The following is a 26,555-nucleotide window of genomic DNA, read 5'->3' as shown; positions in this document are numbered from 1 at the left end:
AAAATCCGATTTCCGATCAATTTCAGAAACCGGATTTGAAATACAATATGTTTTCAGATCAAGGCATTTTTACCTTCATCTTATTTTTAAAATTCAAAAGTGTAAGAAAGGTTGAATGTTCTTCCTCTTCCTTTATAATTAAACAATTCAGGAAGTCCATATGTAGAATACAACACCTGGGAACGCTTGCTCCATATTGTCTGATAATCTGTATTAAATATATTCTGGATTCCTAAATTGAATTTCCCCCAGTTGAATCGGTATCCCATCATCAGGTCTGAAGTATTGTAACCTTCTACAACATTATTAAGCTCGTCTTTCTGCTTGAAATTCTGCAAAGACTGGAATCTGAATGACCAGTTTTTAATATTATATCCGATATAGGTCACCAATTTTGAAGGAGAAGCATTGTAAATTTCCTGTTTCTGCCACTCTCCTTTATTATCTACCTCAGATTTAATCAAAAGTCCGCTTGCTCCGAAATAAACCCCATTGCTTAAGGAATAAGAAACCTCAGCTTCGATTCCCATGTTTCTTAATTTTAAATCATTCACAAGAATCTGGAAGGTCTTTTTATCTACAGCTACCGTTTTATCAGAATTACTCAGGAAGCCAGCAATCTGAGCTCTTAAACCTCCTCTGTTAACGCGGTATCCTACTTCAAACTGATTGGTTTTGATAGCCTGCAGCGGCTGTTCTTTTACATTGATACTGGATACAACATCCCAGTTTGTCCCCACAAGCTTATATTGCCCGATACCATAGAACTTAGCAGGATCTGCTAAACTTGCTCCCTGGGAAAAGGTTCCCCAAACCTGATGCTGTTCATTGAATTTATATAACAATCCGGCATTGGCCAGGGTCACATTATAAGAACTTTCACCTCCCGGAATTGCGGATGCTGAGCTTCCATACCCCATTGCAATCTGTGTCTGCTGTTCTGAGCCCACAAAGTCGTCCATCTTCACATTGATATGCTGATAACGGATTCCTGCATTCAGTTGTAATTTCGGCAGGATATTATATTTTGCCTGAACATATCCGGCGTAACTCTGTGAATGATTGGTTGGATATCTTCCCAGACTGTATTTTGTTTCGTTGACTAAGCCCCCGCTGGACATTGTTTTTGCAATATCATAAACAGATTGGGTGCCCTCAAACTTTTCAAAATCGAAGTCTGCTCCATACGTAACATTCAGTCCTCTCCATGATTTGGATAATAAAGCTTTAATCCCAGAATAATAAGTATCCTGCTGTGAGGAGGACATGTAAGGTATTCTTCCTGTCTGCAAAGTAACATTTCCCGGGAATGGATAGAATCCTAATTTTTCACCTCGGGTAGCCAATTGCACATACAGGTCCTGTCCGCCTAAAATTCCGTTTCCATTATAAGCTACAGTAGCCATATAACGCTCCGTCCCAACATTTTTATCGGATGAGAAACCATCTCTCATTTCGAGTAATGAAGCATTTTTTGTAGTAAATGCGCTTAGATTTTCACCTAAAAATAAACTTCTGTCTCCATTAAATTTAGAATTATAATACTGAACAGAGGCTGTTATTTTATGTTTATTATTAAACTGATATCCTCCAGTAGCAAGGATGTCAATCGACTGGTTATACTGAAGATCCGTCTGTGTAATATCTGTAAAAAGCTGTTTCTGATCAGCTCCATACACCCCACCATTCTGCTGATAGGCTACTCCCAATCTCCCGAAGAATTTGTCTCCTTTAGCTGCAATAGACTGAGCAACACGGAAATCATGGTCCTCTTTTCCCATAAATCCTGAACGTACACCCAATTCAGTCTCACCGCTAATTCCTTTTTTGGAAGGAATCTTTGTAATAATATTGATAATTCCACCGGTAGCGTTACCTCCATAAATTGAACTTGCTCCTGAAAGGACTTCAATTCTTTCGATATTAAAAGGATCTATTGCATCCAACTGACGGCTTATTGCACGGATACTATTCAGAGAAACTCCATCTATCATCACGAGCGCAGAACGTCCTCTCATATTCTGTCCGTAATTGGTTCTTCCCTGTGGACCAATATCCATAGAAGGAATCAGAATCGACAACATCTCTTTGATTGGAACTCCACTTTTGGCCTGTTCCTGGATCTTTTCTTTCTGTACCACCCAAACCGTTCCCGGAACTTCAGAGATTTTTGTAGGCTTTCTGGAGGCTACGATAACCACATCTTCAATACCTTTAGAGGCTATAGAATCTTTTACTGTCTGGGAAATCATCAACCCCGAAACCAAAAGACCTATGAATGCATACTGCTTTTTCATTCTTTCTACTTCAAATTTTTATAATCTCACAAAGATAATCCTTATTTAGAAAGAATAAAAATAACAAATTATGAAATTTCCCCTTATTTATAATTGTAAACATCTTTTTTACAGAAAAGTTTTCTAAATCTGGATATATATAAAAACCATTAAGAAGGATTAAGGAATAAAGTATAGTTAAGATAAATCATTCTGATTTTTAAGCTTAAAGCGAAGCTCATCTTAATACTCTAAACACCTTAATACAATCTTAATGTTTCAAAAAAGTTTAAAATTTGACATCTTCTTAAAAACGTAAAATCCCAGCCCAATGAAGGACCAGGATTTTACTAGTGAAAAACAAGGTATCTTTTATACTGCAGGTCCTGCAGCATCTTTTATTTCTTCTAATAATTTTTTTCTTTCCCGAAGTCTTCTTCTCGCAATTACAGATTTACCACCAAGAACTCTCACAAATCTGAAATATTGAAAACGTTTTGCTCCAAAGTGATGCGTGGCAACATAAATCAATACTCCAAACCCGACTAAGATGATATATCCGAATATCTTTTTGGTGGCTATGATGATGGCATTAAGCTGAATCGGTTTCATATTGGCTGCTACATTCTGAGGAGTAACAGTCATTCCATCCATATAAACGGCGAGATCTCCTATTGCTATAATCTGGAAACGGTATTGAAACCAGGCATAGAGTGTTGAAAAAATCCCTACTGCAAGAAAAGTTCTCCAAACCAGTACAAGCCCGATAGCAGCAAGCATTTCATCCATTTCAAGCTTATCCAGTGTATAAAACCATACGGAAATAAACAGTGAACACATTCCGTAGCCTTTTAAAAACATAGGCAGATACCAGCTGTCATAACTGAATTCCAATACCATAGAAAAGTACATGATGATGGCATATCCAACCATAGCTGAGAAACCGGAAAAAATATACATTTTCAAAGGTTTTTCTTTTTTAAACCAGAAAATTGCAATGACTCCGGCTAAGATAATTCCGGGAATCATTAGTAAACTCAGTCTGGTATTTGTCAATTGGTCATACCCTAATACACCAACCGCAAAAGTATTCTGAATAGAAGCTGTTCCTAAAAACATTCCCAGCCAGAAAAGCATAAACAACCCATGCTGTACATTATTCTTTGTGAAAATTTTGAATGAAAGGTAGGGTCGTTTTAAGGTCAGCTGACGAATAGAAAGCAGTGCAAAGCTTACAAAAGCTGTAATACTTGCGTAAATAATATTCTTCGAATTGAACCAATCCTGCTGTCTTCCAAACGAATAAACATAGGCTGAAAACATAAAAGTTGAAATGAAAAGCAAAATACTCAACCAGTCAATATAATGCAGCGGAACTTTTAACGCAAAATATTTATTATGCATAAAAATCCAGTGTATTAAAGCTAAAATAAAGCATAAAACAGCTGTGAACAGATAAAACTGCTGCCAGTTGTAAAGAAGGGCAAACTCAGCTGCATAATAGGTAGCCACCTGATTCATCACAAGAACGAATGTATAGAAAGCCCCATAAAATACTCCGCGGTTTCCAATCATAACCATAAGTGGCAGGAAGAGTTCTATAGTTACCATCATCTTCATAAAACCAATAAGTAAAGAAGTAAATATGAAGATTACCGGCTGTAAAGTAGTCCCGTTCACATAACTTAGCAGTCCTAAAAGCACCAGAAGCAAAACCATCTTATCCCTTACTTTGAATCTCATTTTAATTCTGAGAACAACAGGCATACAGGCTCCCATTCCAATGGTAGTTGCATAGTTAGCCCACATAAAATATTCTGTCATGGCACCGGTACCGCTTACCAGAGAGCTGATATTCCCGGTATACACCCCACCAATCGGCATTACCACAGCAAGCAGTAATACAATCAGCAGCAGCTGTACGGGTTTCGGTACCCAGTCGCTATATAATCCTTTGTTGTACATGATTCTTTTGGATAATAGATTTCAGATATCAGATGGCAGACTTTCAACATTCAACCTTAGCTTTCCCTACGCATAATGTCTGGAATCTGATATCTTCCATCTTTTAGTCTTTGTTAATATTCACATTCATATTCATTCCGGCACTCAGTTTATCCAGGTCTTCTTTTTTGTTGGAAGCTGTAAACTCTATTCTTACAGGAATTCTCTGCTGCACTTTAATAAAGTTTCCGGTAGAGTTATCTGTAGGTACACTCGAATATCGTGATCCTGTAGCCGCTGAAACAGCAGTGACAACTCCTTCAAATTTTTTCCCTCCCAAAGCATCAGCTGTCATAGAAATTTTTTCTCCTACTTTAATATTTGGCATCTGGCTTTCCAGGAAGTTGGCTGTTACCCATTTCTGACCATTCAGAACGATGGTTGCAACCTGCTGTCCCGGTTGAATCAATTGCCCTTCAGAGATAGTTCTTCTTCCCATTACTCCATCATAAGGCGCCGTAATAACAGTATACGAAAGATTGATTTTCGCCATATCCAAGGCAGATTTTGTTCTTTTGATTTCAGCATCATTAATTCCCAGTCTGCTTTTCACTTCAGTAGTGGAAAGGTTCGCTGACTGTTTTTGATTCACTAAAGTTTCATAAGCAGCTTTTTGTGCATCGTATTCTGTTTTTACCTGATCATATTGCTGTCTTGTAACTGCTTCTGCTGATAAAAGATTTTTATAACGGTTTAAATTCTGCTCAGCATTCCATAATCTCGCTTTTGCACCTGCAATATTGGACTGCATAACGTTGACATTGTTGGAAACAGTATTTACAGAAGAACTTGTGGCTGTCTTTTGAGCCATCGCATTCTGATAAGCGGCTTCTGCCTGTCCCAATTGTGTAAGAATTTCACGTTCGTCAAGGACTACCAGTGTATCTCCTTTTTTTACATGCTGGTGTTCAATGAACTTAATTTCTTTGATATATGCCGAAACCCTTGTGTTAACAGGATTGATAAATTCTTCTACCTGTGCTGCTTCCGTATAGGTTTTGTTTCCGATATGGAAATATTCACGTATTAACCAGAATAATCCGAAACCGATCACCATGAAAACGATGATATTGGAAATGATGGCTCTGATTTTATTGGTTTTATTTTTCTTTTTTTTATTCTCTGCGCTTGGTGCAGCAGGAGTTGGTGTCGTATTTTGAGTAGTTTGTTCCTTGTTTTCCATTGTGTTGATTTTCAGTTTTAAAAATTAAAGTGTCCCTGTAGATTTCAAAAGGTTGTAATACTGATACAAAACATTGATTTCGGCGTTAGCATAATCAAGTTCCGACTGTAGTTTCTGGTTTTGGGCATCTATCATTTCTGCCTGTACTGCCAGCTGATTCAGATATTTGGCTTCCGTAATCTTGTAGTTTTCTTCTGCCAGTCTTTTGGAATCATTCAGAATATCCGCCTGCTGAATGGCTTCCTGATATTTTGTATAGGCTGCATTCACTCCCATATCCACATTCTGCTGTACCAGAGTCATTGCATCATTCGCCTGATTCTTTTGCAGCTCTCCTAATTTTACTTTTTCTTTCGTTTTATACAGTGTATCTATGTTATAACTCAAAGAAACTCCAGTCTGCCATCCTCCTGAATACATATCCAAAACAGGATTTCTGGTTGTAATGGGTCTTTGTAGAGTATATCCGCCAAATCCAGCCAGTGTAGGTGCATTGTCCGTTTTGATGATCTCAATATTTTTATCTGCAACCGCAATATTTTTTTGGGCAGATTTCAACAATGGATTACTTTCATGGGCAAGATCTGTATAATATTCCATGCCTATTCCGGATTCTTTATTTTCCAAACTCTCTGTAGGAACAATTTCTGTGTCAGAAGATAAACCTAAAGCAATATTTAAATTATAATTAAGGATTTTTTTATTGTTGGTAAGGGTTAAAATTCCCTGATCGAGATTTTTGATGGCCAATTCTCCACGAATCACTTCATTTCGTGTTACCATCCCCTGCTGATAGAACTTCTGGATATTTTTAAGACGTTCCTGAGCCAGTTTTTTGTTATTCTCAAATACCTCTTCCTGATTGATGATTTTATAGACATCCAGATAATTGGAAATCACTAAAAACTTTACATCCTGCTTATTTTTCTCTAAATCCAGTTCGGAAAGCTGTTCACGAAGTCCTGCCATTTCAATAGATTTATTCACCAATCCCCCTTTGAAGATCAGTTGTGTCGCCTGAACCGCATATGAGCTTCCATAATGCGGCATCGGAACATTTGTAGAATTTGAAAAATCTTTGTCAATGGCTACTGCATCCCCTAAATAGAATTGACTTGTAGAAGCCGTAATTGTGGGAAGTTTCTGAAGCTTAACAACATTCGTGTTTTGCTTTGCAATACCGATGTTCTGTGCAGACACTTTGAGCTGCTGGTGATTCTGAACAGCAAGTTCCGCTACCTCACCTGCGGTCATCTGCTTAATCTGTTGTGAAAAAAACAGCGCAGGAAAAGCTGCTATCAATACAGATAGTGCTGTTTTTATTTTCTTTGTCATTTTACCTTGTTTTACAGATGCAAAGTTAGGTCAACAACAAAATCAATCAAATGTTTGATTTTTGGAAAAAGATGTTCAAATGTAAGATTTTAGTTTTCAAACTGATGTCTGTACTGTGTAGGGCTTACCTTCAGATGCTTCTTAAAAAAGTGAGAAAATGAGTATTGATCACTGAATCCGAGAATAGAAGAAACTTCTGAAACCGGTTTACTGGAAGAGTTTAAGAGCACTTTAGCCTCATTGATGACAATTAAAGCAATGATCTCGCTCGCAGATTTGCCCGTAATGGTCTTCACTACGGAAGATAGATGTCTGGTTGTAATTGACTGCCGTCCGGCATAAAACTCAACCGTTCTCTCTGTAAGATGATGTTCCGCAATATCAGTAAGAAATACAAATACAATTTCTTCCTGCCTGGACATCTGGCTCATAGAACTGTTATCTTCCTTGGAAATAATCCCAGCCATCTGATAACAGAAAACAGAGAAAAGATGTTCTACCATTTCTTTCTTGTAAAGCATTTCTGTTTCAGAATCAAGGATATATTTCAGGAAATTAACACTTTTCCAAACGACTTCCATTTCGTCTTCGGGAAAAGGAACTCCTTTATTCATTTGCTGTCTGAAATAACGATAGGTAATGAGACGGTTAAATTTCAATGATAGAGCCGAAATAAATCCTCTTTGGTAAGAAACCATTCTGGACTGAAAATCGTCCGTCACAGAAATCACTTCATAAATAGTCTGTGGATCGGTTACCATAAACATGTTGGCAGAAACTTCCAGGTCACTGAAATGCTGGCGAAGTTTTATAGTTCCTGATTTAATAAATATAAAAGCAGGATTATCAGGACGAAACGGTTTGCCCACGGCTATTCGCTCGAAAATATTACGTTCCGTAAAAATATCAACTCCGAATTTTTCTAGGGCAGACATAAGACAAATGTAAGCAATCTTACCAGTGATTACAAAATTTTATTATTTTAGCACCAATCCAATTTTCTATTAGTATGAGAAAGGTTGATCTCTTATTTGCCGAATACAGTAAAAGCCATAGAAACGCGACCAACAAGTTTATTCACTGGATTTGTGTGCCATTAATCTTTTGGGCGGTTTTAGGTTTTGCATCCCTTATTCCCTCTCCTCATTTCTGCGCTTCCTATTTCGGATGTGTCAGCATCATTAGCCTTATTATGATTGTTCTTATAACATTATTCTATATAAGACTTTCTCTTTTGATGGCTATCGTGATGGCTGTTATCATACTTATTCTGGAGCATTTCATTTATCTGACCAATATCAGTTTCGGAAAGCAGTCATGGATCGTTTACGTTTCTGTATTTGTTATTACCTGGATTTTTCAGTTGATAGGGCATAAAATAGAAGGACAAAAGCCGTCTTTCCTCAAAGATCTTCAGTTTCTTTTGATAGGACCTATCTGGCTTTTAGGCTTTATTCTGAAAAAAACCGGAATCAAATATTAATCTTCCAGGGCATATACTACAAAACTTGCCAGCCAGTGGTCTCCGCCATAATTCCCTTGAAACAATAAAGGCAAACCATTAGCAAGAAATACATCTGCCGTTTTTCTGAATTCTTTTTTCAGTGGATGGTTGGCAGGAAGTGCATTTGAAATCCCTTTCATACACCATGCCTTTGAAAAAGATAATCCCACAAGATGAACGGTCTGATAATCACTAAGATCACTTACCACAGGAATTTTTTCAACATTTTCCAGACTTCTTTTTTCATAGAAAGCACTCAGCCATTGCACAAATTCTTTTTGTGGAAGAACTCTGCGCATCAGATCTGCAATTTCCAGACTTGGCGAAAAGAAATCCGATCCGTCCGGTTCCAGATAAGCAGGGGTTTTCTGGTCTTTTAAGAAAAAATATTTGGACTTTTCTATCAACTGGTTTTCAAACTCTTTATCTTTATTAGCTCTTGCCCAATCTATAGCAAAAGCCATTGCAAATGCAGTATTGGGATGAACTCCGGTTCTGTTTGGATAGGTTTGCTTTGGAAGATAGGTTTTCCAGGATTTCAGAATCTGATCGGTTAGCGGTTTCAGGTTCTCATGCCATATTTTAGCTTTCGGATGATCCCAATTGGTAAGCTCTTCATCCAGTTTTAAAATCCATGCCCATCCATAAGTTCTCTCGAAAGTTCCTGTCAGCTGATATTTTGTAAAATAGTCTGCTTCTGTCTTTAGTTTATCCTTCTGAAATGATTCATCCAGGATTTTTTCAATTTCTTTAGCACTAGGCAGATTGGGTTTTGTTTTCAAAAGTCTGGTCAGCATCCAGTGTCCATGAACAGAGCTATGCCAATCGAAACAGCCATAAAAACTAGGGTGAAGATCTTTGGGAGTCAAAGGAACCTCACCTGCATTATTGATAATATGGGCTGTTTTATTTGGGTATTCCTGATTGATACAATGAAGTGGCTTATCAGATAATTTCATAGCCATCTCGTCTGTAAGTTTCGGAGCTTCCTGGGCATACATCAGAAATGGAGAAAACACAAATGCTAAAAGACTTTTTTTCATGAATTAAAAATAGAAATAATTTACTGTTTCAACAATTTTCCGGACCTATTTTGAGTTCATTCTGCTTATTTTTTCGCTTTCCTATATGTATTTTGATCTTTTATTTAAAAATTTAAAACAAATCTGGAGCACAATCATTTTTAAGCACACTTTTTGATCATACCCCTAAAAATTAATTTACCCATGAAAAACATTATTCTCCTATTATCAGGTCTTGTTCTGATCAACTGCAGCAAATCAGGCGGTGAAAAATATGAAGTGAAGGCTGATCTGATGGAAGTTATTCCGGAAGATAAAGCATCTGCTGCTTCTGTACCTGTGCCTCCGCCACTTTCTATTTCTGAAAAACTGCTTCCCGATGAAAACAGAGTAAACAAAGATGTTTATACTCCCAAGAAAACAGATACAATTTCCAAAAAAATTATCAAAAACGGAGATATGAAGATTCAGGTGGGTGATATTAAAAAAACTCAGAATCAGGTCAATGAGATTATCAAGAAAAATAAGGCCTATATACAAAAGGAGGAGTTCCAAAACACCGATATGGATGATAATCTTACGCTGATCATCCGTGTACCTCATAAAAATTTTGATGCTCTCATCAACTCATTTTCGGACGGAGTAGGATCTGTCTTATCTAAAAATATTTCATCCAATGATGTGACAGAGGAATATACTGATGTAGCTATAAAACTGGCCAACAAAAAAATATATCTTGAAAAATACCGTGACATGCTTAAAACTGCTGCTACCACAAAGGATATGCTGGAAATTCAGGAAAATATCCGGGAGCTGGAAGATGAGATTGATGTGGCAGAAGGCAGACTTCGTTTTATAGATGACCGTGTGAATTACAGTACACTGAATTTAAATCTGTACAAAGAAAAAGTGAGAAGCTCAGCTACCTCAAAAATCGGTTTTGGAAGCCGTTTTATAGATTCTTTGACTGAAGGCTGGAACAGTTTTGTAAGTTTTCTGCTGGGAATGGTCTCGTTGTGGCCGCTCTTCTTGCTTATTCCTATTATTATCATTCTTTGGAAAAAATGGAAGTCAAGGAAAAAAGATAAAAACTAATATATAAAAAACCCGGGCATCGAAGATGCCCGGGTTTCTACTGCATTATCAACAATTTATACTGTTTCCAGTATAGTCTTTAAAACAAGAATAATGCAATAGCCTTGTTAAGAGCTGTTAAATATTTTTATAATTTCTGACAAGAAAAAGCCGCCTTATCACAAAGACAGCTTTCTTGGTTTTATTTACTTCCTGATGGTTTTAGTAATACTGTTTCCATCTTTATAAAGGATTTTCACAAAATATATTCCAGACTGAAGGTGGCTGATATTCATATTGTCCTTTCCTGGATTCATAAAGGTCATTATCTGATGTCCTTGAGGAGTAATGATATCTACTCTCTTTATTTTGCTGTAATAACTTTCAGGTGCAAAATTGATCAAATGCTCAGATGCTATTATTGAAAGATCATTTTCTTTATTGGTAAGACCTGATGTTTTGCAGCTTTGTCCTTCATTACAATCATTTAAAACTTTCCATACAGCGTTATTTCCCGGTGCTTCTCCCGGATTCGCATACCATTTGTTTTCCCATATCTTGCAGGCATGGAATACCTTCGTTCCTGCTGTTGGATAATTTTTCACCGGATTATATTCCTGTGCTCCACAATAAGTAACCGGACCACTTGATTCACAACCTGAACCTTCGGTGCATACACTTACTTCCTCCCATACCATATTTGTCCCCGGAAGTTCTCCCGGATTTGCATACCACTTATTTTTCCAGATTTTACAGGAGTAGAAAACTTTCGTTCCGGCTGTAGGATATGCATTGGCAGTATTATACTGCTCTACCCCACAGTAGGTTTGGCCATTACCCGGCATAACTTTCTTAGTTCTTACTTTTAATTCATTACTCATATCAGAGAGCTGATCATTCATCGCAACAGATCTTACTGTATAACGATATTCTGTATCTTGTGCTAAGCCGGTTCGTAAAAAGCTTGTTTGCACAGTCTCTCCTACTTTGATTCCATTTTCAAACACTTGGTAATTTTTGATGCCTTGTGTATGCGTAGAGGTCATCCACATAAGTGACACGGAGTTCTCGGTAACGCTCATTGAATGAAGGTTATATGGCGCTGTAGGTTTTTCAGGAATATCTTCACCGTTCGTTTTTACATTGAGTGGTGTACTTTTCCCTGAAGTGAGTCCTGAAGAACCTTTTGCCTGTATTTCATACGTATAAACCGTATTAGCAGTCAAGCCGGTATCTTCAAATGTTGCAGCACTTACCTGCTGAATATTCTGTCCATTACGGAAAACGTTATATGAAACGGCATCTGACTGTGGATTCCAGCCTATTTTAGCAGAAGAACTGGTAACTCCAAGCTGGGTTAATCCTGTAGGAGTAGCCGGTATAGAAACTCCTGTCCCGGATGTTACGTTAACATCAATTACATTATAAAATGCATTGGCAGTATCTGCTACATCCCAAACCGCTAAAATAATATGGTAACCTGTACGGTTTGCAGGAACTGTAATCTGATGGGAAACATTATCCTGTGGTGGTGTACCATTATGCACAACTGTACCAATGAGTTCAAGATCTTGGCGAGAAAGAGGTTTACCAGAATCCCAGCCTTGTTTTGTCATATAATAATGCCATTTTGCGGTTGCATGATACGCCAGATATTTCCAGATAAAGGCATTCACACCGGTGGTGATATTTGTTTTCTTCCATCGGTCAGCTGTTTGAATATCCAGTGTAGTATCTCCGCCAATACTTCCATTAGCAGAAGCGATCTTTCCGTCTATAGGACCGGATGCAGGGAAACCTTTTGGGGCTTCCAGAGATCCTGGCTCATTAATTACTGAGCCATATTTTCCAAATGCTACAGAATAGCCGAGCGCAGCCTTATCAAGACTTCCCTGATATCCTCTTGAAGCAGGACTCAGTACATATCCGTGTGCGGACAGATGAATTAAAGAAGGTACCAGTATGGCCAGCATCAGCAATACCGGAAAAAAAATTTTACGTGTAATCATATTTAAGTATTTGGTGTTGAGTTTATTTGATCAATTTTATACAAAATTGAATTCTAAAATTATCGCCTTCTTTATAATTAAAGAAACACGAAAAATATTAGCTTAAATCTACGAAAACAGTTTAAATTATAAAATTTATAATAAAAATTAAATTAAATAACAAAATATAGTTAATATTATAAATTAATTTACAAATTTACGCCCCATAATGCATTATATATAATTATATAATTAGAATATTTTACACCATGAAAATACAATAATTTACATAAAAATTATCACACATTGTTGAAATAATGTCAATTTAAGTCCATATTGAATAGCTGGAAGAATAAAAGAGAAGTTCAGAAGAAATCATAATTATAACATTGAAATCTCTCTTCAAATAAAAAGAAAAAGGATCTGAGAAATAATTCAAAATACCTTTCTGGTTTTCAAACAAAAAAAATACTCCTATGCTTAGATTGTAAAGCTATAGGAGTAAAGTTTATTTCCCAAGTACGAATACCGCAGGAATTTTATGAAGTTCCGGCTTCTGTTTCTGCCAGTCTTTTATAGATTTTGTTTTGATGAATTCATGTTCCGGATCGTTGATATTGGCCGCAATACACAGCTTGGTATTAGGTGATAAAAACTTGCACAAATCTTCAAAAAGCTGATTGTTTCTGTAAGGTGTTTCCATGAAAATCTGTGAATATCCGGTTTTCTGAACAAGGCTTTCAAGATTTGTGATATGCTTCTTTTTCTCTCCTTTATCAATAGGAAGATATCCATGGAAGGTGAATTCCTGTCCGTTGAATCCGCTGGAAATCAAAGCAAGTATAATGGATGAAGGACCTGAAACAGGGATTACTCTGATGTTTTTCTCATGGCACCATTTCACAATCAGATTTCCGGGATCTGCAATACAAGGCAATCCTGCTTCTGACAGCAATCCGAAGTCATGGCCTTTCAGCATCAGTTCCTGAGCTTCTTTAATATCTGCATTTTCTGTATATTTATCTAATAAAAACAACTTCAGATCAGCCTGCTTCTTTTCCGGAGCAAAAAATTTAACAACCTTTCGAGCTGTTTTCTCATTTTCCACAAAGAAGTAATCTGTCTGCATGATATAATCCTTCAAAACAGGTGAAAAGTGGTTGATAGAAGTGTTTTCTGATAAGTAAGCAGGGAGTAAAAAAAGCATCGTATTATTTTTTAGTTCTTTCGTTTAATGAAGGTTGCGGGAAGTATTTTGTAAGATCCATAGAAAAGGTAACGGAAGTGATCTTCCAGGTTCCGTTGATCTTCATCAGTGTCCAGATCTCCTTTCCCCAGTTTTCCATTTTACCGTCGTACCAAAAGCTGTAATCGAAATTGGCAGAAGCTATTGCTCCATCTTCCACGATCTTAATATTGTCAAATTTCTCTTCAGATTTGTCATCTTTAAAACTTTGGATAAAAGCCTTATAGTCATCTGCAAAGTAATAGTCTGCCTTAGGATTTTTCTCAAGGCGTTTGGCCTGTGTTCTGTCTTTGTAAATTCCGGTCCAGAGTACAGGTTCCTGAAATAAAGAGAGATATTTGGCTTCATCTCTGGATTTAATGCATCCCATAAAGTCATCCATTACTTTACGGATCTCAATTTCATCTTTGGTTTGGGCAAAAGAGAAATTAAAGCTTACCAAGAGGAGTAACAGCAGTTTTTTCATGATTATGATTGAGATATTTGGTTCTTGATAGCATCACATCCTCTATCCAGCAGCTGAAAGACCTTTTCAAAATCGCTCATATCTCCCCAATAAGGATCCGGAACCTCAGCATTTTCATGATCTCCCAATACTTCCAGAAATAAAGATACTTTCTGTCGTTCTTCTTCATACCTGGTTTTAGAAACCACATCTTGTAATACATCAATATCCATACAGTAGATCTTATCAAAGGTTTCAAAATCCTTTCTGGTAATGGGTCTTGATCTCTGTTTTGAGATATCAATATTATGGTTGGCGGCAGTTTTAATGGCTCTTTTGTCTGGATACTCCCCTTCATGCATCGAAATGGTTCCGGCTGAATCTACCACAAAGTTTCCCGGCATCTTTGTTTTCATAATTCCCTCTGCCAAAGGGCTTCTGCATATATTCCCCAGACAAACCATTAATATTTTCATATTCTATCTATTTAAAAAGAGTCTTTGTTCTAACAAAACTAAATAAAAAATGAAGAATAAAACTATCCTTCATTTCAATTTATTTTGTTCAACAATGTTATTGTTTGATTCTTTCTGTAAGGTCTTTTACGTACTTCTTGATTTCTTTATCAATTTTCGATACATCTTTGATCGTATCACAAGCATACATTACTGTAGAGTGGTCTTTCCCTCCCATTTCTTCACCGATTTTAGTAAATGTAGAGTTGGTGAATTCTTTAGAGAAGTACATGGCAAGCTGTCTTGGTAATGCAATCTCTCTTTTTCTTGTTTTTGACAGTAATTGTTCTTTTTTGATTCCAAAATAATCACATACAACTTCCTGGATGTAAGGAATGTTGATGATCTTTTTCTGGTTGGCAGCAATCCTGTTGATGGTCTCCTTAAGCAATTCAAGACTCAGGTCTCTCTTGTATACGGTAGAGTAAGCGATCACAGAGTTAATTACTCCGATAAGTTCTCTTACATTGGTTTTCGTTTCCACAGCAAGGAAGTCAAGCATATCTCCCGGAAGAACAATTCCGTCTCTGCTTAGTTTATCTTCAATGATTTGTCTTCTTGTAGATAAATCCGGAGATTTGATTTCTGCAGAAAGTCCCCATTTGAAACGGGAAACAATTCTCTCCTGAATATCCATAATATCAGCAGGAGCTTTATCTGAAGTAAGGATAATCTGTTTTCCGTTCTGATGCAGATGATCAAAAATATGGAAGAAACTATCCTGTGTTGCTGATTTTCCTGATAAGAACTGAATATCATCAATAATCAGTACGTCAACCATTTGATAGAAATTCGCAAATTCTGTCTGCTTATGTGCTTTGGCAGCAGAGATAAACTGCTGGATAAACTTTTCAGAAGACAGATAAAGAACTACTTTATCAGGGAACTGATTTTTTACTTCAAGCCCCACAGCTTGTCCTAAGTGGGTTTTTCCAACTCCATAACCTCCATATAAGAATAACGGGTTGAAGGCAGTTGCTCCAGGTCTTTTTGCAATGGATCTGGCTACAGTGGCTGCAAATTTATTGCTTTCCCCTTCTACATAACTATCAAAAGAATAGTCAGGCTTAAGGTTAGAATCTATATTTACTTTTCTTATTCCAGGAACTACAAAAGGATTTACAATATTAGCAGAGAATCCTTGTGGCATTGTTTCCTGTGTTTTCGGAGTAGGAACACTTTGTCCCTTGATGTTCATGGTAACTGGTTTTTCTTCACCTTTTGGTCTGTTTTCCATCACAGAATACCATAATTTCACTCCTTTTCCAATATTTTTCTTCAGGGCAGCAGAAAGTAAGGACAGGTAATTGTCCTCTATATATTCCTTGTAAAAATCGCTCGGTACGATAAGCGTAAGGTTGTTTGCTACTAATGAAAGTGGCTGCACCTTATCGAATAACATATCGAAAGATTTTTCAAGTTTTTTCAGGTCAGAATTGTCTTCAGCTGCGTTCAGGTTATCACGCATAAACTGAAGGCATTTCTGCCATATCATCATTAAATTGTCATCCATTTTTTATGCCCCGATTATTCTTTGTTTGTACTGTGTTTAGAAGGAAGACAAAGGTCCAATTTTTTCTTTTCAAAAAAAAATATTGCAGGTATTGATTATTTAAAAATATATTTGTATGTATAATTTAGCACCTAAAATGATACATACAACACACTCAATACGAGTACGTTACGCAGAAACAGATCCTATGAAATACGTATACTACGGCAACTATGCAACATACTTCGAAGTGGGGAGAGTTGAGCTCTTCAGAAGCATAGGAATTTCATACGATGAAATTGAAAACCAAGGAATTTGGCTTCCTGTTTCGGACTATAAAATTAAGTATATCAGACCAGCTTTGTATGATCAAAAATTAGAAATCCATACTTATGTTAAAAAAATTCCAGGAGTAAGAATCGAATTTGAATATGAAATTTACAATGAAGAGCATATTAAAATAACAGAAGCTTCCACTACTCTATTCTTTCTGGATGCAAAAACCAACAAGATTATTAAGTGCCCCGATTTTCTGATGGAAATGATAGAGAAGAACTGGAAAGGAGCTTAGATGATAGGAATTAGACCGCGGGAACCAGGGAAATTTTCTGTGAAATAGTAATAAAGATTTTTTAAGGTATAAGAAACAAGAGCCAAGATTTAAGATATTCGGATAATAACAAAACCGTTCAACCGGGAACAAAAAAGAGCAATCAGTAACATTAAACCCAAAACCTTGAATTTTGAACTCTATTTATGAATTAATTCGCACCTTTGTACCTTTATTTTAATCATCCCTTATATATTATATTATGAAGATTGCATTTTTGGGACCTCATGCCAGTTTCACCCAGCTTGCCGCAGCCCAGTTGTTTCCTGATGAAGAGTTATTACCACAAGCCAGTATTCTGGATTGTTTTAAGGCTGTTGAAAACGGAGAAGCAGTAAAGGCTGTTGTACCTTTGGAAAACTCTATTGAGGGAACGGTTTCTATGACGCTGGATTATTTATATAAAACCCCGTCTATTAAAATTGAAGCAGAAGCGGTAATGCCTATTGCGCATCACCTGATGATTCATCCGGAAAATTCTATTGAGAATATTGAAAGAATATATTCACATCCACAGGCCCTGGCACAGAGCTTCCATTTTCTGGATACACATTATAAGGAAATTCCGAAGCAGGATTTTTCTTCTACAGCTGCTGCTGCGAAATTTGTTTCAGAGAATAGGGAGACTGCTATTGCAGCAGTTGCCAACCAGTTTGCCGCCAATTTATATGGACTGAAAATCATCAACCGTAATATTCAGGATTTCGAACAGAACCACACCAGATTTATCATTATCTCTAAACAACAGAGTACATACCAAAATAACAAGCTGGAAACTTTAGGAGAAAAAGCAGGAATGCTGATCACGCTTCCGGAAGATCATCCAGGTGGGCTACATCAGGTTTTATCGGTTTTTGCATGGCGAAAGATGAACCTCAGCAAAATTGAATCCAGAACATTAAAGACAGGACTGGGCAATTATTTCTTCTTTATTAATGTAGAAGGACCCTGGAAAGAAGTCTTACATGGAAACGCCCTCAAAGAACTGGAATCTATCCATGCTAATGTTGATTTTCTTGGAAACTATAAAGAATTCCTCCTGGAGAGCTAGAAAAAAGTAGATAAATACACTAAAAACACTGCCATTAAAGCAGTGTTTTTGCTTTTAAACCTATTAAAAACGAGAAAAAAAAACAATTTATATAGAGAAAAATCAGGTGTCCAACATCTTTCTTTTATCACAAAAATAACCCACACAATGGAGAGAAAATTCCATCTTTAAACACCTTATAAACAGACGATTAATTAATAGTCAAATATAATAACTCGTAATTAAATTATGTAATAATATTACCCAAAATACAAACATATGTTTAAATATATTACATCATATTAATGTTAAAATTATAAATTTCACAATGATGGGTATAATTTTTATTGTATATTTGCTAAGCAACTAATTAAAAATCTTGATCATGAAAACCAAACTTTACAGCTTAATGTTAGCATGCGCAACCCTACCTTTATTTTCGCAAGTTGGTATTAATACAGCTACTCCATCCGCAACCCTAGACGTTAATGGAACACTGAAAGTTAGAGATACACCCGCAGCTACAGCATTACCTGGCTATCAGGTTTTAGCAATTAACCAGGGAAGTACTCAGGTTTACTCTGTAGATCCTGCGCTGTTAATAGCCGCATCAGGAACCAACACTACGGTATATGCAGCAAAAAAAACAACCGGTATCAACCTTTTGAGTGTGGGAGTTTTCCCTGCATCCTTCCAGCCTGTCAACTTTGTAGCAGCTGACCGAAATATAGGTAGCGCAGCTTTATTTACAGATACTGACGGTTCTTACACCATCCCATCTACAGGAGTATATGCTATTGGATTTGCATTCAGATATGGTACAGGGCTACAGGCATCATTATTATCAGGAGGGCCGGGAATTGGAATCGCAAGAACCAGAGCAGCAGTGTCAACAATAATAGACACTCGCCCTTTCAGTGGTATTAATCTTGCGCTAGCAATCAACCTAACACTTTCTGACTCCAGCATCAACTCTTTATATTCATTCCAGGCAGGAGATAAAGTCTCTTTTGGACTTGTAGATTCTGGTGTTATTAATGCAGGCCTTCTAGGATCCAGTATTGCATCATTCTACATTTACAAAGTATCCAACTAGTAAAACATATTGTTAGTTATCTATACCATTTAACCCATCACAGTATAAGTGATGGGTTAATTTTTTAAATAGCTTTTCAAACATTTCTTTATATTTGATAAAACTAATGAAATGAATGAACTTGTTGCTGTCATCATACTTATAGTAATCTTCATCATTTTCAACAATCTGAATACTAAAATCAGAAGACTTGAAAAGGAAATCTCGGACCTTAATCATAAAATAAATAAGGCTCCGGCTCAATCTGAAGTGATTCATCAAAAAAACTCACCGGAAGAAACTATTGTTCCTCAGCAAGTACAATCTCATCATATTGTTCCTGAAGAAACAAAACATGGGGAAGAAAATGAAGAAGTCCCAACACCAGCTCAAAAAGACTGGCTGGCTCCTGTTTTTGATTTTTTAAAACAAAATGCACTTACCATCATTGGTATTTTTACTCTTGTTCTCGGAATCGGTTATTTTGTGAAGTATGCTATTGATAAAAACTGGATTGAAGAAACAGCAAGAGCAGGTATTGGTTTTTGTACCGGAGCAGGAATTATTATTACAGGACATTTCCTCAGAAAGAATTATACAGCATTTGCCTCTATTATAACAGGAGGCGGAATTGCTGTGTTATATTTCACGGCAACCATTGCTTTCCGGGAATATCATCTTTTTACACAAAATACAGCTTTTGTTATCACCGCACTGATTACAGCAGCATCCATTATCTTATCCTATTACTATAAAAGTGAAGTCTTAATTATTTTCTCTTTAATAGGAGGCTTTAGTGCTCCTTTGATGATCAGTACCGGGCAAAGTAACTACCCTTTCCTTTTTATTTACCTGACTCTTTTAAATATTGGAATGCTGGTTGCCTCTTTTCTTCAACACTGGAAAAGCGTGGGATGGACTGCCTATATTTTTACTACCGCTTATCTATTTTATTGGACGAATGTGAGCCCTGAACTTTTAAGTATCACTTTCTACATGATCAGTTATGTGATTTTCTACCTTTTTGCCCTGCATGATTACATCAGGAAAGGTATACTTTCAACATCTGATATCTTAATACTTGCTTTTGCTAATTTTTCGAGTGTTTTGGGACTGTTCTATATTTTCGATACTTTAGCCTATGAACCTCCAATTATTTTTCCGCTTGTCTTTGCTGCAGTCAATTCTATTCTGCTCTTCAGAGAATATGGGCGCAAAAACTTCGGAATTGCTTATTCTGTATTTGCAGGACTCGTTACCAGCCTTATCACCATTGCCATCGCTATTCAGTTTAAAACCCATCTTATCACCAGTATCTGGGCCATAGAAACTACCCTGCTTCTTTTTATCTGGAAAAAAACAGGTCATAAAATTTTCAAGATTTTCTTTTACATTCTTTTTCCATTGGTTATGATCGCTCAGATTGTTACCTGGACAGAATATCTGGGAACAACAAATTTTAATATCATATTCAATCCTCCATTTATCACCAGTTCGTTTACCATCATTTCTATAATGATCAATTTATACTTGTTAAGAAATACAGGAAAAGAGTCACAGGAAAAAGTTAATACCTTTTTTGAAGACCTGGTTACCGTGGTGAGCTATGGAGTTATTTATTTAAGTCTTCTTTTTGAGCTTACCTACCACGTTTCAGAGATGCCCTGGTCAGCAATTGTCAGCATAGGACTGCTATTCAGTATTTATTATCTATTTACATTACTCCTTTTCAGAAAACCGCTGAATATCAGAAGTGATGTTCAAACCGTTCTGATTTATCTGTTTTTCTTTCTGATAACTCTTAATACTTCAATTTCTACACTACCCGTTGTCACGGCTGTTTTAACGAAAAAACTTCATTTAAGCTTTTACCTACTACATCTGCTTCAGTGGATTCCTTTTATATATGTAATTTCACGAATCATTCCGTCATCTGAATTTCATAAAGTCAGAATTTCTTACTGGATCCTGTCTTTGGCACTTATCATTTCCGTAAGCTGTGAGCTTCATCATTCTTATGTTTTAATGGTTTCCAACGACATTCCTCATTCTTATGAAGCAAGCGCACACTTCAATATTCTCTACCTTCCTATTATATGGACTATTCTTGCCAGTATTTTTATTTATATGGGCCTGAAAAAGGATATCCAGGAATATAACAAGGTTGGTTTCGCATTGATAGGGCTCATGGTTTTAAAACTCTACGGTTATGATGTATGGCAAATGGATAATATTTCAAGAATCAGCGCCTTTATTGCGCTCGGAATTATCTTATTATTAAGTTCTTTCGCTTTCCAAAGACTGAAAAATATCATCAGAAACATGGTTGATAAAAAAGACAAAAGCGAGGAAACTACAGACTGATACTCAAGATAAAAGTTTTTATTATAAATAAAATGTAAAACAATCTAAGATTTCATTCACATTTTATAAAAAATAACTATATTTATCACGTTTTTAACAGTTACATATTCTGATTATGAAAAAATTACTCTACTCTTTTTTAATACTCTCTTCTGCTACTTTATTTGCACAGCAAAAAAATCCTGCTGTGAAGTTTGCAGTCGCTGACAACGCCGTCGGAACAGTAGAATTGTTCAATGCGAAAAAGAACGTATTGCAGGTTTCTAAAGTATACAATACTCCGGCAAGTCTTCCCCAAAGTTTAAAAAAATACAGTTCTGTTTTTACAAAAGGGGTGACTGAATACAAATTCAAAAACGGAGAAAATATACTCGACAGAATGGCATTATCCAATATGAATGCTCAATATAATCTTCCGGCAGACAATCCTGTATTTATTGAAGGTTATGAATTTACAGATACCAGCACAATGATCTATCCTGAGATCAAGAAAAGAGCAGAAACAAAAGATTACAACGGTAAGAAAACATTGTTTATCTATACTACCGAATAACTTGAATAATATAAAAAGGATGCCGTTTTTCAGCATCCTTTTTTATTTTTAATATTTATTGTTCCATTTTTTCTTAAGCTCCTCATAAATCTTCTTTTCCGTAGAGTTATTACCGGGCTCATATAATTTCACATCCCTGATTTCCTCAGGAAGAAAGTCCTGCTCTACAAAGTTTCCTTCATAAGAATGGGCATATTTATATTCTTTTCCGTAATCCAGATCTTTCATCAGTTTTGTAGGAGCATTTCTCAAATGAAGCGGTACCGGCAGATTTCCGGTTTGCTTCACCAAAGCCAACGCTTCATTAATGGCCATATAAGCAGAATTACTTTTAGGAGAAACTGCAAGATATACAGCTGTTTCACTTAATATAATTCTCGCTTCAGGATTCCCGATGACATTGATCGCCTGAAAACAATTGTTGGCAACCACCAGCGCATTCGGATTAGCCAATCCCACATCCTCAGCAGCCAGAATAAGCATTCTACGGGCAATAAACTTAATATCTTCTCCGCCGGCAATCATCCTTGCCAGCCAATAAACAGCTCCATTAGGATCACCCCCACGCATTGACTTGATAAAGGCTGAAATAATATCATAATGCTGCTCTCCGTTTTTATCGTACAGCGCCATTGTTTCCTGAAGAACTTCAAGAACATCAGTATTGATGATTTCTTTGGTGTTTGAATTTTTATATTGATTCAAAACCAATTCTATAGAATTGATTAACTTTCTGGCATCACCGCCCGAATATTGAATGAAAGCTTCTTTTTCAAGGATTTTAAAATCAGTCTCTTCATCTTTATTATATCTTTCAGAAGCAATATCAATCAACTCCTCCAGTTTTTCATAGCTCAAGGCTTTTAAAATATAAACCTGACTTCTTGAAAGCAATGCTGAAACCACTTCAAAGCTTGGGTTTTCCGTAGTCGCTCCTATCAGAACAATCCAGCCTTTTTCTACTGCATGCAGCAGCGAATCCTGCTGGGATTTATTGAAACGGTGAATCTCATCAATAAACAGGATGGGAGATTTCCCTGAAAACAGATTTTGTTTTCTGGCATCATCAATTACATCCCGAACATCTTTTACTCCGGAAGAAACGGCAGAAAGTTTATAGAATTTTCTTCCCGACTGCTCTGAAATAATTTCAGCCAATGTAGTTTTCCCGGTTCCGGGAGGTCCCCAGAGAATCAGCGAATTCAGGGTGTCATTTTCAATCATTTTTCTGATTGTTCCTTTATCGCCGGTAAGATGTTCCTGCCCCAATACATCGTTCAGGATTTTGGGTCTTAATTTTTCAGCTAATGGAATATTTTGATTCAAAGTAATTCTTTTTTTAAGATCAATGTTCCGGACTTTTGATCCCCGAAACTTATAACAAAATTAAACTAATTTTCATTTTTTTACCCTATTTTTGCATTGTTTTGAAACTTACATTCAATAAAATCATTACATTTCCGCTGGTAATTTTGATAAAATTTTACCAATGGTTCATCTCGCCCTTACTTCCCAAAAACTGCCGGTACGAGCCCACCTGTTCTCATTACATGATTGAGTCTCTTCGGGTTCATGGGATCTTTAAAGGATTCTGGCTGGGATTTAAAAGAATTTTAAGATGCCATCCGTGGGGAGGCAGCGGTTATGATCCCGTTCCACCCAAACATAAATGTCAATAATCAAACTATTAAATCAATAGAAAATGAATACTATTTTTTTCAGAATTTATCTTGTGCTGTTTGCGTTCACAACGCAGCTTCTTTTTGCACAAGAATACCCTGGGGGTTTATCTGACGGAACTTTAGATATCAACGGAAACAATGTTCCGGTAAAAATCTATTCTACCACAGAAATGGGAGACCTGACCGCTTTTCCGGACAGAGCCATTAACAATAATGTTGTAGTTATCCTTAACGGATCCAGCCTTGAACCTACTTATTATAATTATGCGGCTTCAGCATTGGCAAGATTCAAGGATTCCAAATATCAGTTTTTTGATAAAAACTTTAAGCTGATAGATGCTCCTGCTACCCAGGAAAATGTTACAACATTCAAATATGCGGTAAAATCTGCAAAACCTATCACAGATTCTGATAAAGTAGAGCTTGAAACTTCATTTAAAATATGGGATCCTTCAAAAGGTCTTCATATTGGGTCATTTACCCTTCACTTTTATAGTTTGATGTTTGTATTTGCATTTGGTTTCGGATATGTTTTAATGACCAGAATCTTTAAGATTGACAATATTAACCAGAGATACCTGGAACCTCTTTTCACATGGACTTTAATTGGAACAATCCTTGGAGCAAGACTAGGACATGTTATTTTTTATCAGCCGGAATTATTTAAAGAGGATTTCTGGAGTGTATTTTTACCCATAAGCACAAAAAATGGTTTTAAATTCACTGGATTTTCAGGACTGGCAAGCCATGGAGCGACTATTGCTTTGATTTTCACCACTCTTTATTATTCATTTAAAATCATCAAAAAAAATCCATTCTGGGTATACGACAGATTAGGTATTGTAGTAGCTTTAGGAGGTGCTTTTGTAAGAATGGGAAACTTTTTCAATTCTGAAATCGTTGGTAAACCTGCAGATCCAAACTCTCCTTTTGCCTTGCTTTTCCCACAGCAAAGCGGTGAATATGGTCTTACCGTACCCCGCTATCCAAGCCAGCTATTCGAAGCTGTAGGGTACGTTCTTCTTTTCATTTTATTATGGATACTTTACAGAAAAACAGATAAAAAATATCAGCAGGGATGGTTATTCGGTTTGTTCTTTATTATTCTTTGGGCCATCAGATTCTTTGTTGAGTTTCTTAAAGAGCCGCAAGGTGACGAATTCATCCAGATTGGAGGTCTGAATACAGGCCAGGTACTTTCTATTCCGTTTATGATTGCAGGAGTTGTTATTATGATCATTTCCAAGAAATTTAAGATCACTCCTGAAGAAAATGAGAAACCGGAATATATTGAAAAAGCATAAGCACACACTGGAAACTGAAAAACTCCGGTTTTAAGATAAAAAAGGCAAATTTGTAGCGCTACAAATTTGCCTTTTTCTTTTTAAGTCTATTTTAAAAAGCCATTCAGCTCATTTATTCTGTTACAAGCTCTTCGCAACTTTCGTGTTCAGCTCCTCAAAAACATTTCCGAATTCACCAATAACATCTGTAGGAAGCATAGATTCTTTTGAATATTTTTCTGAAGCAAGATCAGCCGATCTCCCGTGAAACCACACCCCTAAAATACAGGTTTCTTCTTCAGAATAACCCTGCGCTAAAAGTGAGGTCAGAATTCCGGTAAGGATATCTCCACTGCCTCCTTTCGCAAGACCTGCATTCCCGGTTATATTGTAAAATACATTTCCCTCCGGAGTAATAACTTGTGTATGATGATCTTTCAATACAATATAAATACGATGTTCTTTTGCTTTTTCTCTGGCCAGGTCTAGTCTCTTAAAAGAATTTTCCGTACTTCCGAAAAGCCTTTCAAACTCTTTCGGATGAGGAGTAATGATTGATTTTTTTGGGATTAATTTTAAATTTTCTGATTTTTTAGAAATAATATTCAATGCATCAGCATCCAGAACCAACGGGCTTGTATAGTTTTTCAGAAAGCTCAGAAAACTTTTTTCAGTTTCTGAATGAGTTCCCAATCCAGGTCCTATGCCGCAGATAAAATCTTTATCTACCTCTAAGCTGGTTACAAACTGCTTTCCTCCTGCTATAAACATAGCTTCCGGACATGAGGTCTGCAGTATCTCATATCCACATTCCGGTGCCAGCGTAAAGGTTAGGCCAGCTCCGGTTTTTAAGGCCGATTGTGTAGCCAGAACAGCAGCACCTATTTTCCCGTAACTTCCTCCTATGATTGCAGCCTTGCCATAGCTTCCTTTATGAGAAAACTCCTGTCTTGGCTTGAATATAGATTCTATCAGCTGATCATCAATGATAAAGTATTCCGCATCAGTTGTATCAGCATAGGTTTTGCTTAAGTCAATATCCAGTACTTCCACTTTTCCGGTATATTTTCCGGTTTCGGGATGCAGGAATGTTCTTTTCCAGCATTGAAAAGTCAGGGTATAATCAGACTTCAGAATAACTGGATCATTGTCAAATATTTCATCTGCAGACAACCCGGAAGGAACATCAATGGATATTTTAATATTCTTTCGGGCGTTCAGCTGCTCAACAAGTTCTTTGTACTCACCTACCAATGGTCTGGATAAACCTGTTCCGAAAAGAGCATCAATAATGATTGTTTTATCATCAAAATTATAGTGTTCACTATGATCATATTTTCTGACCGAAATTCCTGACAAATCACGGAGTCTTTTCAAATTAACCAAAGCATCTTCCGAAAATTTCCGTTTGGAATCACCTATAAATACATCTACATCAAAGCCTTTCAGGTACAGTATTCTCGCTACCGCCAATCCATCTCCTCCATTGTTTCCGTTACCACAAAATACGGCCAGTTTTTTATGATTTTTACAGTGTTCCGAAATCCAGTGGGCCGCAGCCATCGAAGCTCTTTCCATCAATTGGATGGATGAAACCGGCTCATGGGAAATTGTAAAATGATCCCAGCTGCGTATCTGTTCTGCGGTAAAAATCTTCATAAGTAAAACAAACTTTTAAGCAAATTACAAAAGATTTTTCATTATGATGCCACCTCAATAATAAAAATAGGGAGACCTCATGAATGAAATAAAGGATCTGTATAATGCTAAAATATTTACTAAACCTAATTCTATGAATTCATCATAAAACTCAATGTTTTGGGAATAAAAAACTATAAAAATTAGTGTTTTTTACATTTTTAAATTATATTTTT

22 protein-coding genes are annotated in these 26,555 nt (G+C 36.5%); 9 read left to right on the top strand and 13 right to left on the bottom strand.

Annotated elements, in window-relative coordinates:
* Positions 1-86: 86 nt before the first annotated feature.
* The 5 genes from CHRYMOREF3P_RS22255 to CHRYMOREF3P_RS22235 form a co-directional block, all read right to left on the bottom strand.
* Positions 87-2,297 (bottom strand): TonB-dependent receptor, encoded by a 2,211-nt coding sequence (locus tag CHRYMOREF3P_RS22255; RefSeq protein WP_180565547.1) that lies wholly within the window; start codon positions 2,295-2,297, stop codon positions 87-89.
* A gap of 351 nt (positions 2,298-2,648) precedes the next feature.
* Positions 2,649-4,241 (bottom strand): MFS transporter, encoded by a 1,593-nt coding sequence (locus tag CHRYMOREF3P_RS22250; protein ID WP_180565546.1) that lies wholly within the window; start codon positions 4,239-4,241, stop codon positions 2,649-2,651.
* A 103-nt stretch (positions 4,242-4,344) separates the two neighbouring features.
* Positions 4,345-5,463, bottom strand: a complete 1,119-nt coding sequence (locus CHRYMOREF3P_RS22245) for an HlyD family secretion protein (protein ID WP_077415022.1) — start codon at positions 5,461-5,463, stop codon at positions 4,345-4,347.
* 24 nt (positions 5,464-5,487) lie between these two features.
* Positions 5,488-6,798: a TolC family protein gene (locus CHRYMOREF3P_RS22240; protein ID WP_077415024.1), complete on the bottom strand. Its 1,311-nt coding sequence runs from the start codon at positions 6,796-6,798 to the stop codon at positions 5,488-5,490.
* Positions 6,799-6,887: 89 nt separating this feature from the next.
* Positions 6,888-7,733, bottom strand: a complete 846-nt coding sequence (locus CHRYMOREF3P_RS22235) for a helix-turn-helix domain-containing protein (protein ID WP_180565545.1) — start codon at positions 7,731-7,733, stop codon at positions 6,888-6,890.
* Positions 7,734-7,807: 74 nt separating this feature from the next.
* On the opposite strand from CHRYMOREF3P_RS22235, the gene CHRYMOREF3P_RS22230 reads away from it, so the two are divergent.
* A complete protein-coding gene (locus CHRYMOREF3P_RS22230) occupies positions 7,808-8,281 on the top strand; it encodes a DUF962 domain-containing protein (RefSeq protein ID WP_077415028.1) in 474 nt (157 codons plus the stop codon).
* Here the strand turns inward: CHRYMOREF3P_RS22230 and CHRYMOREF3P_RS22225 are convergent.
* Positions 8,278-9,345 (bottom strand): DUF2891 domain-containing protein, encoded by a 1,068-nt coding sequence (locus tag CHRYMOREF3P_RS22225; protein WP_180565544.1) that lies wholly within the window; start codon positions 9,343-9,345, stop codon positions 8,278-8,280. The genes CHRYMOREF3P_RS22230 and CHRYMOREF3P_RS22225 overlap by 4 nt on opposite strands.
* A 183-nt stretch (positions 9,346-9,528) precedes the next feature.
* Here CHRYMOREF3P_RS22225 and CHRYMOREF3P_RS22220 point away from each other — a divergent pair, with 183 nt between their 5' ends.
* Positions 9,529-10,419, top strand: coding sequence for a DUF4349 domain-containing protein (locus tag CHRYMOREF3P_RS22220; protein WP_077415032.1), 891 nt, complete (start codon positions 9,529-9,531; stop codon positions 10,417-10,419).
* 185 nt (positions 10,420-10,604) lie between these two features.
* Here the strand turns inward: CHRYMOREF3P_RS22220 and CHRYMOREF3P_RS22215 are convergent, their stop codons facing one another.
* From CHRYMOREF3P_RS22215 to dnaA, 5 genes are all read right to left on the bottom strand, one after another.
* Positions 10,605-12,407 (bottom strand): lytic polysaccharide monooxygenase, encoded by a 1,803-nt coding sequence (locus tag CHRYMOREF3P_RS22215; RefSeq protein WP_077415034.1) that lies wholly within the window; start codon positions 12,405-12,407, stop codon positions 10,605-10,607.
* Between the two features lie 487 nt (positions 12,408-12,894).
* On the bottom strand, positions 12,895-13,593 hold the full coding sequence (locus tag CHRYMOREF3P_RS22210; protein ID WP_077415036.1) for an SAM-dependent methyltransferase: 699 nt from the start codon (positions 13,591-13,593) through the stop codon (positions 12,895-12,897).
* 4 nt (positions 13,594-13,597) lie between these two features.
* Positions 13,598-14,098 carry a nuclear transport factor 2 family protein gene (locus CHRYMOREF3P_RS22205; protein WP_077415038.1) on the bottom strand — a complete coding sequence of 167 codons (501 nt, stop codon included), beginning with the start codon at positions 14,096-14,098 and terminating at the stop codon, positions 13,598-13,600.
* Between the two features lie 2 nt (positions 14,099-14,100).
* Entirely contained in the window at positions 14,101-14,553 is a 453-nt protein-coding gene (locus CHRYMOREF3P_RS22200; RefSeq protein ID WP_077415040.1) for a low molecular weight protein-tyrosine-phosphatase, read from the bottom strand.
* A 97-nt stretch (positions 14,554-14,650) separates the two neighbouring features.
* Positions 14,651-16,105, bottom strand: coding sequence for a chromosomal replication initiator protein DnaA (dnaA, locus tag CHRYMOREF3P_RS22195; protein WP_077415042.1), 1,455 nt, complete (start codon positions 16,103-16,105; stop codon positions 14,651-14,653).
* Between the two features lie 136 nt (positions 16,106-16,241).
* Between dnaA and CHRYMOREF3P_RS22190 the strand changes: the two genes are divergently transcribed.
* The 5 genes from CHRYMOREF3P_RS22190 (at position 16,242) to CHRYMOREF3P_RS22170 (ending at position 21,716) form a co-directional block, all read left to right on the top strand.
* Positions 16,242-16,655, top strand: a complete 414-nt coding sequence (locus tag CHRYMOREF3P_RS22190; protein WP_077415044.1) for an acyl-CoA thioesterase — start codon at positions 16,242-16,244, stop codon at positions 16,653-16,655.
* A 241-nt stretch (positions 16,656-16,896) separates the two neighbouring features.
* Positions 16,897-17,745 carry a prephenate dehydratase gene (pheA, locus tag CHRYMOREF3P_RS22185; RefSeq protein WP_180565543.1) on the top strand — a complete coding sequence of 283 codons (849 nt, stop codon included), beginning with the start codon at positions 16,897-16,899 and terminating at the stop codon, positions 17,743-17,745.
* Between the two features lie 364 nt (positions 17,746-18,109).
* On the top strand, positions 18,110-18,820 hold the full coding sequence (locus tag CHRYMOREF3P_RS22180; RefSeq protein ID WP_077415048.1) for a hypothetical protein: 711 nt from the start codon (positions 18,110-18,112) through the stop codon (positions 18,818-18,820).
* Between the two features lie 111 nt (positions 18,821-18,931).
* Positions 18,932-21,163 (top strand): DUF2339 domain-containing protein, encoded by a 2,232-nt coding sequence (locus CHRYMOREF3P_RS22175; protein WP_180565542.1) that lies wholly within the window; start codon positions 18,932-18,934, stop codon positions 21,161-21,163.
* Between the two features lie 115 nt (positions 21,164-21,278).
* Positions 21,279-21,716 carry a hypothetical protein gene (locus tag CHRYMOREF3P_RS22170; RefSeq protein ID WP_077415052.1) on the top strand — a complete coding sequence of 146 codons (438 nt, stop codon included), beginning with the start codon at positions 21,279-21,281 and terminating at the stop codon, positions 21,714-21,716.
* A 48-nt stretch (positions 21,717-21,764) separates the two neighbouring features.
* Here CHRYMOREF3P_RS22170 and CHRYMOREF3P_RS22165 read toward each other — a convergent pair whose 3' ends face one another.
* Complete coding sequence (locus CHRYMOREF3P_RS22165) at positions 21,765-23,042, bottom strand: replication-associated recombination protein A (protein ID WP_077415054.1); 1,278 nt, start codon at positions 23,040-23,042, stop codon at positions 21,765-21,767.
* Positions 23,043-23,143: 101 nt separating this feature from the next.
* Here CHRYMOREF3P_RS22165 and yidD point away from each other — a divergent pair, with 101 nt between their 5' ends.
* Together yidD and lgt are read left to right on the top strand one after the other, a co-directional pair.
* Positions 23,144-23,395: a membrane protein insertion efficiency factor YidD gene (gene yidD / locus CHRYMOREF3P_RS22160; protein WP_047423501.1), complete on the top strand. Its 252-nt coding sequence runs from the start codon at positions 23,144-23,146 to the stop codon at positions 23,393-23,395.
* A 443-nt stretch (positions 23,396-23,838) separates the two neighbouring features.
* Positions 23,839-24,702 (top strand): prolipoprotein diacylglyceryl transferase, encoded by an 864-nt coding sequence (gene lgt / locus CHRYMOREF3P_RS22155; RefSeq protein ID WP_180565815.1) that lies wholly within the window; start codon positions 23,839-23,841, stop codon positions 24,700-24,702.
* Between the two features lie 120 nt (positions 24,703-24,822).
* On the opposite strand, the gene CHRYMOREF3P_RS22150 is transcribed toward lgt, so the two are convergent.
* A complete protein-coding gene (locus CHRYMOREF3P_RS22150) occupies positions 24,823-26,340 on the bottom strand; it encodes an NAD(P)H-hydrate dehydratase (RefSeq protein WP_180565541.1) in 1,518 nt (505 codons plus the stop codon).
* Between the last annotated feature and the right edge of the window lie 215 nt (positions 26,341-26,555).

It is taken from the genome of Chryseobacterium sp. JV274, from assembly GCF_903969135.1.
Taxonomy (GTDB): domain Bacteria; phylum Bacteroidota; class Bacteroidia; order Flavobacteriales; family Weeksellaceae; genus Chryseobacterium.
The sequence above is the reverse complement of the archived record's forward strand: the minus strand, read 5'-3'. Positions and strand labels throughout refer to the sequence as shown.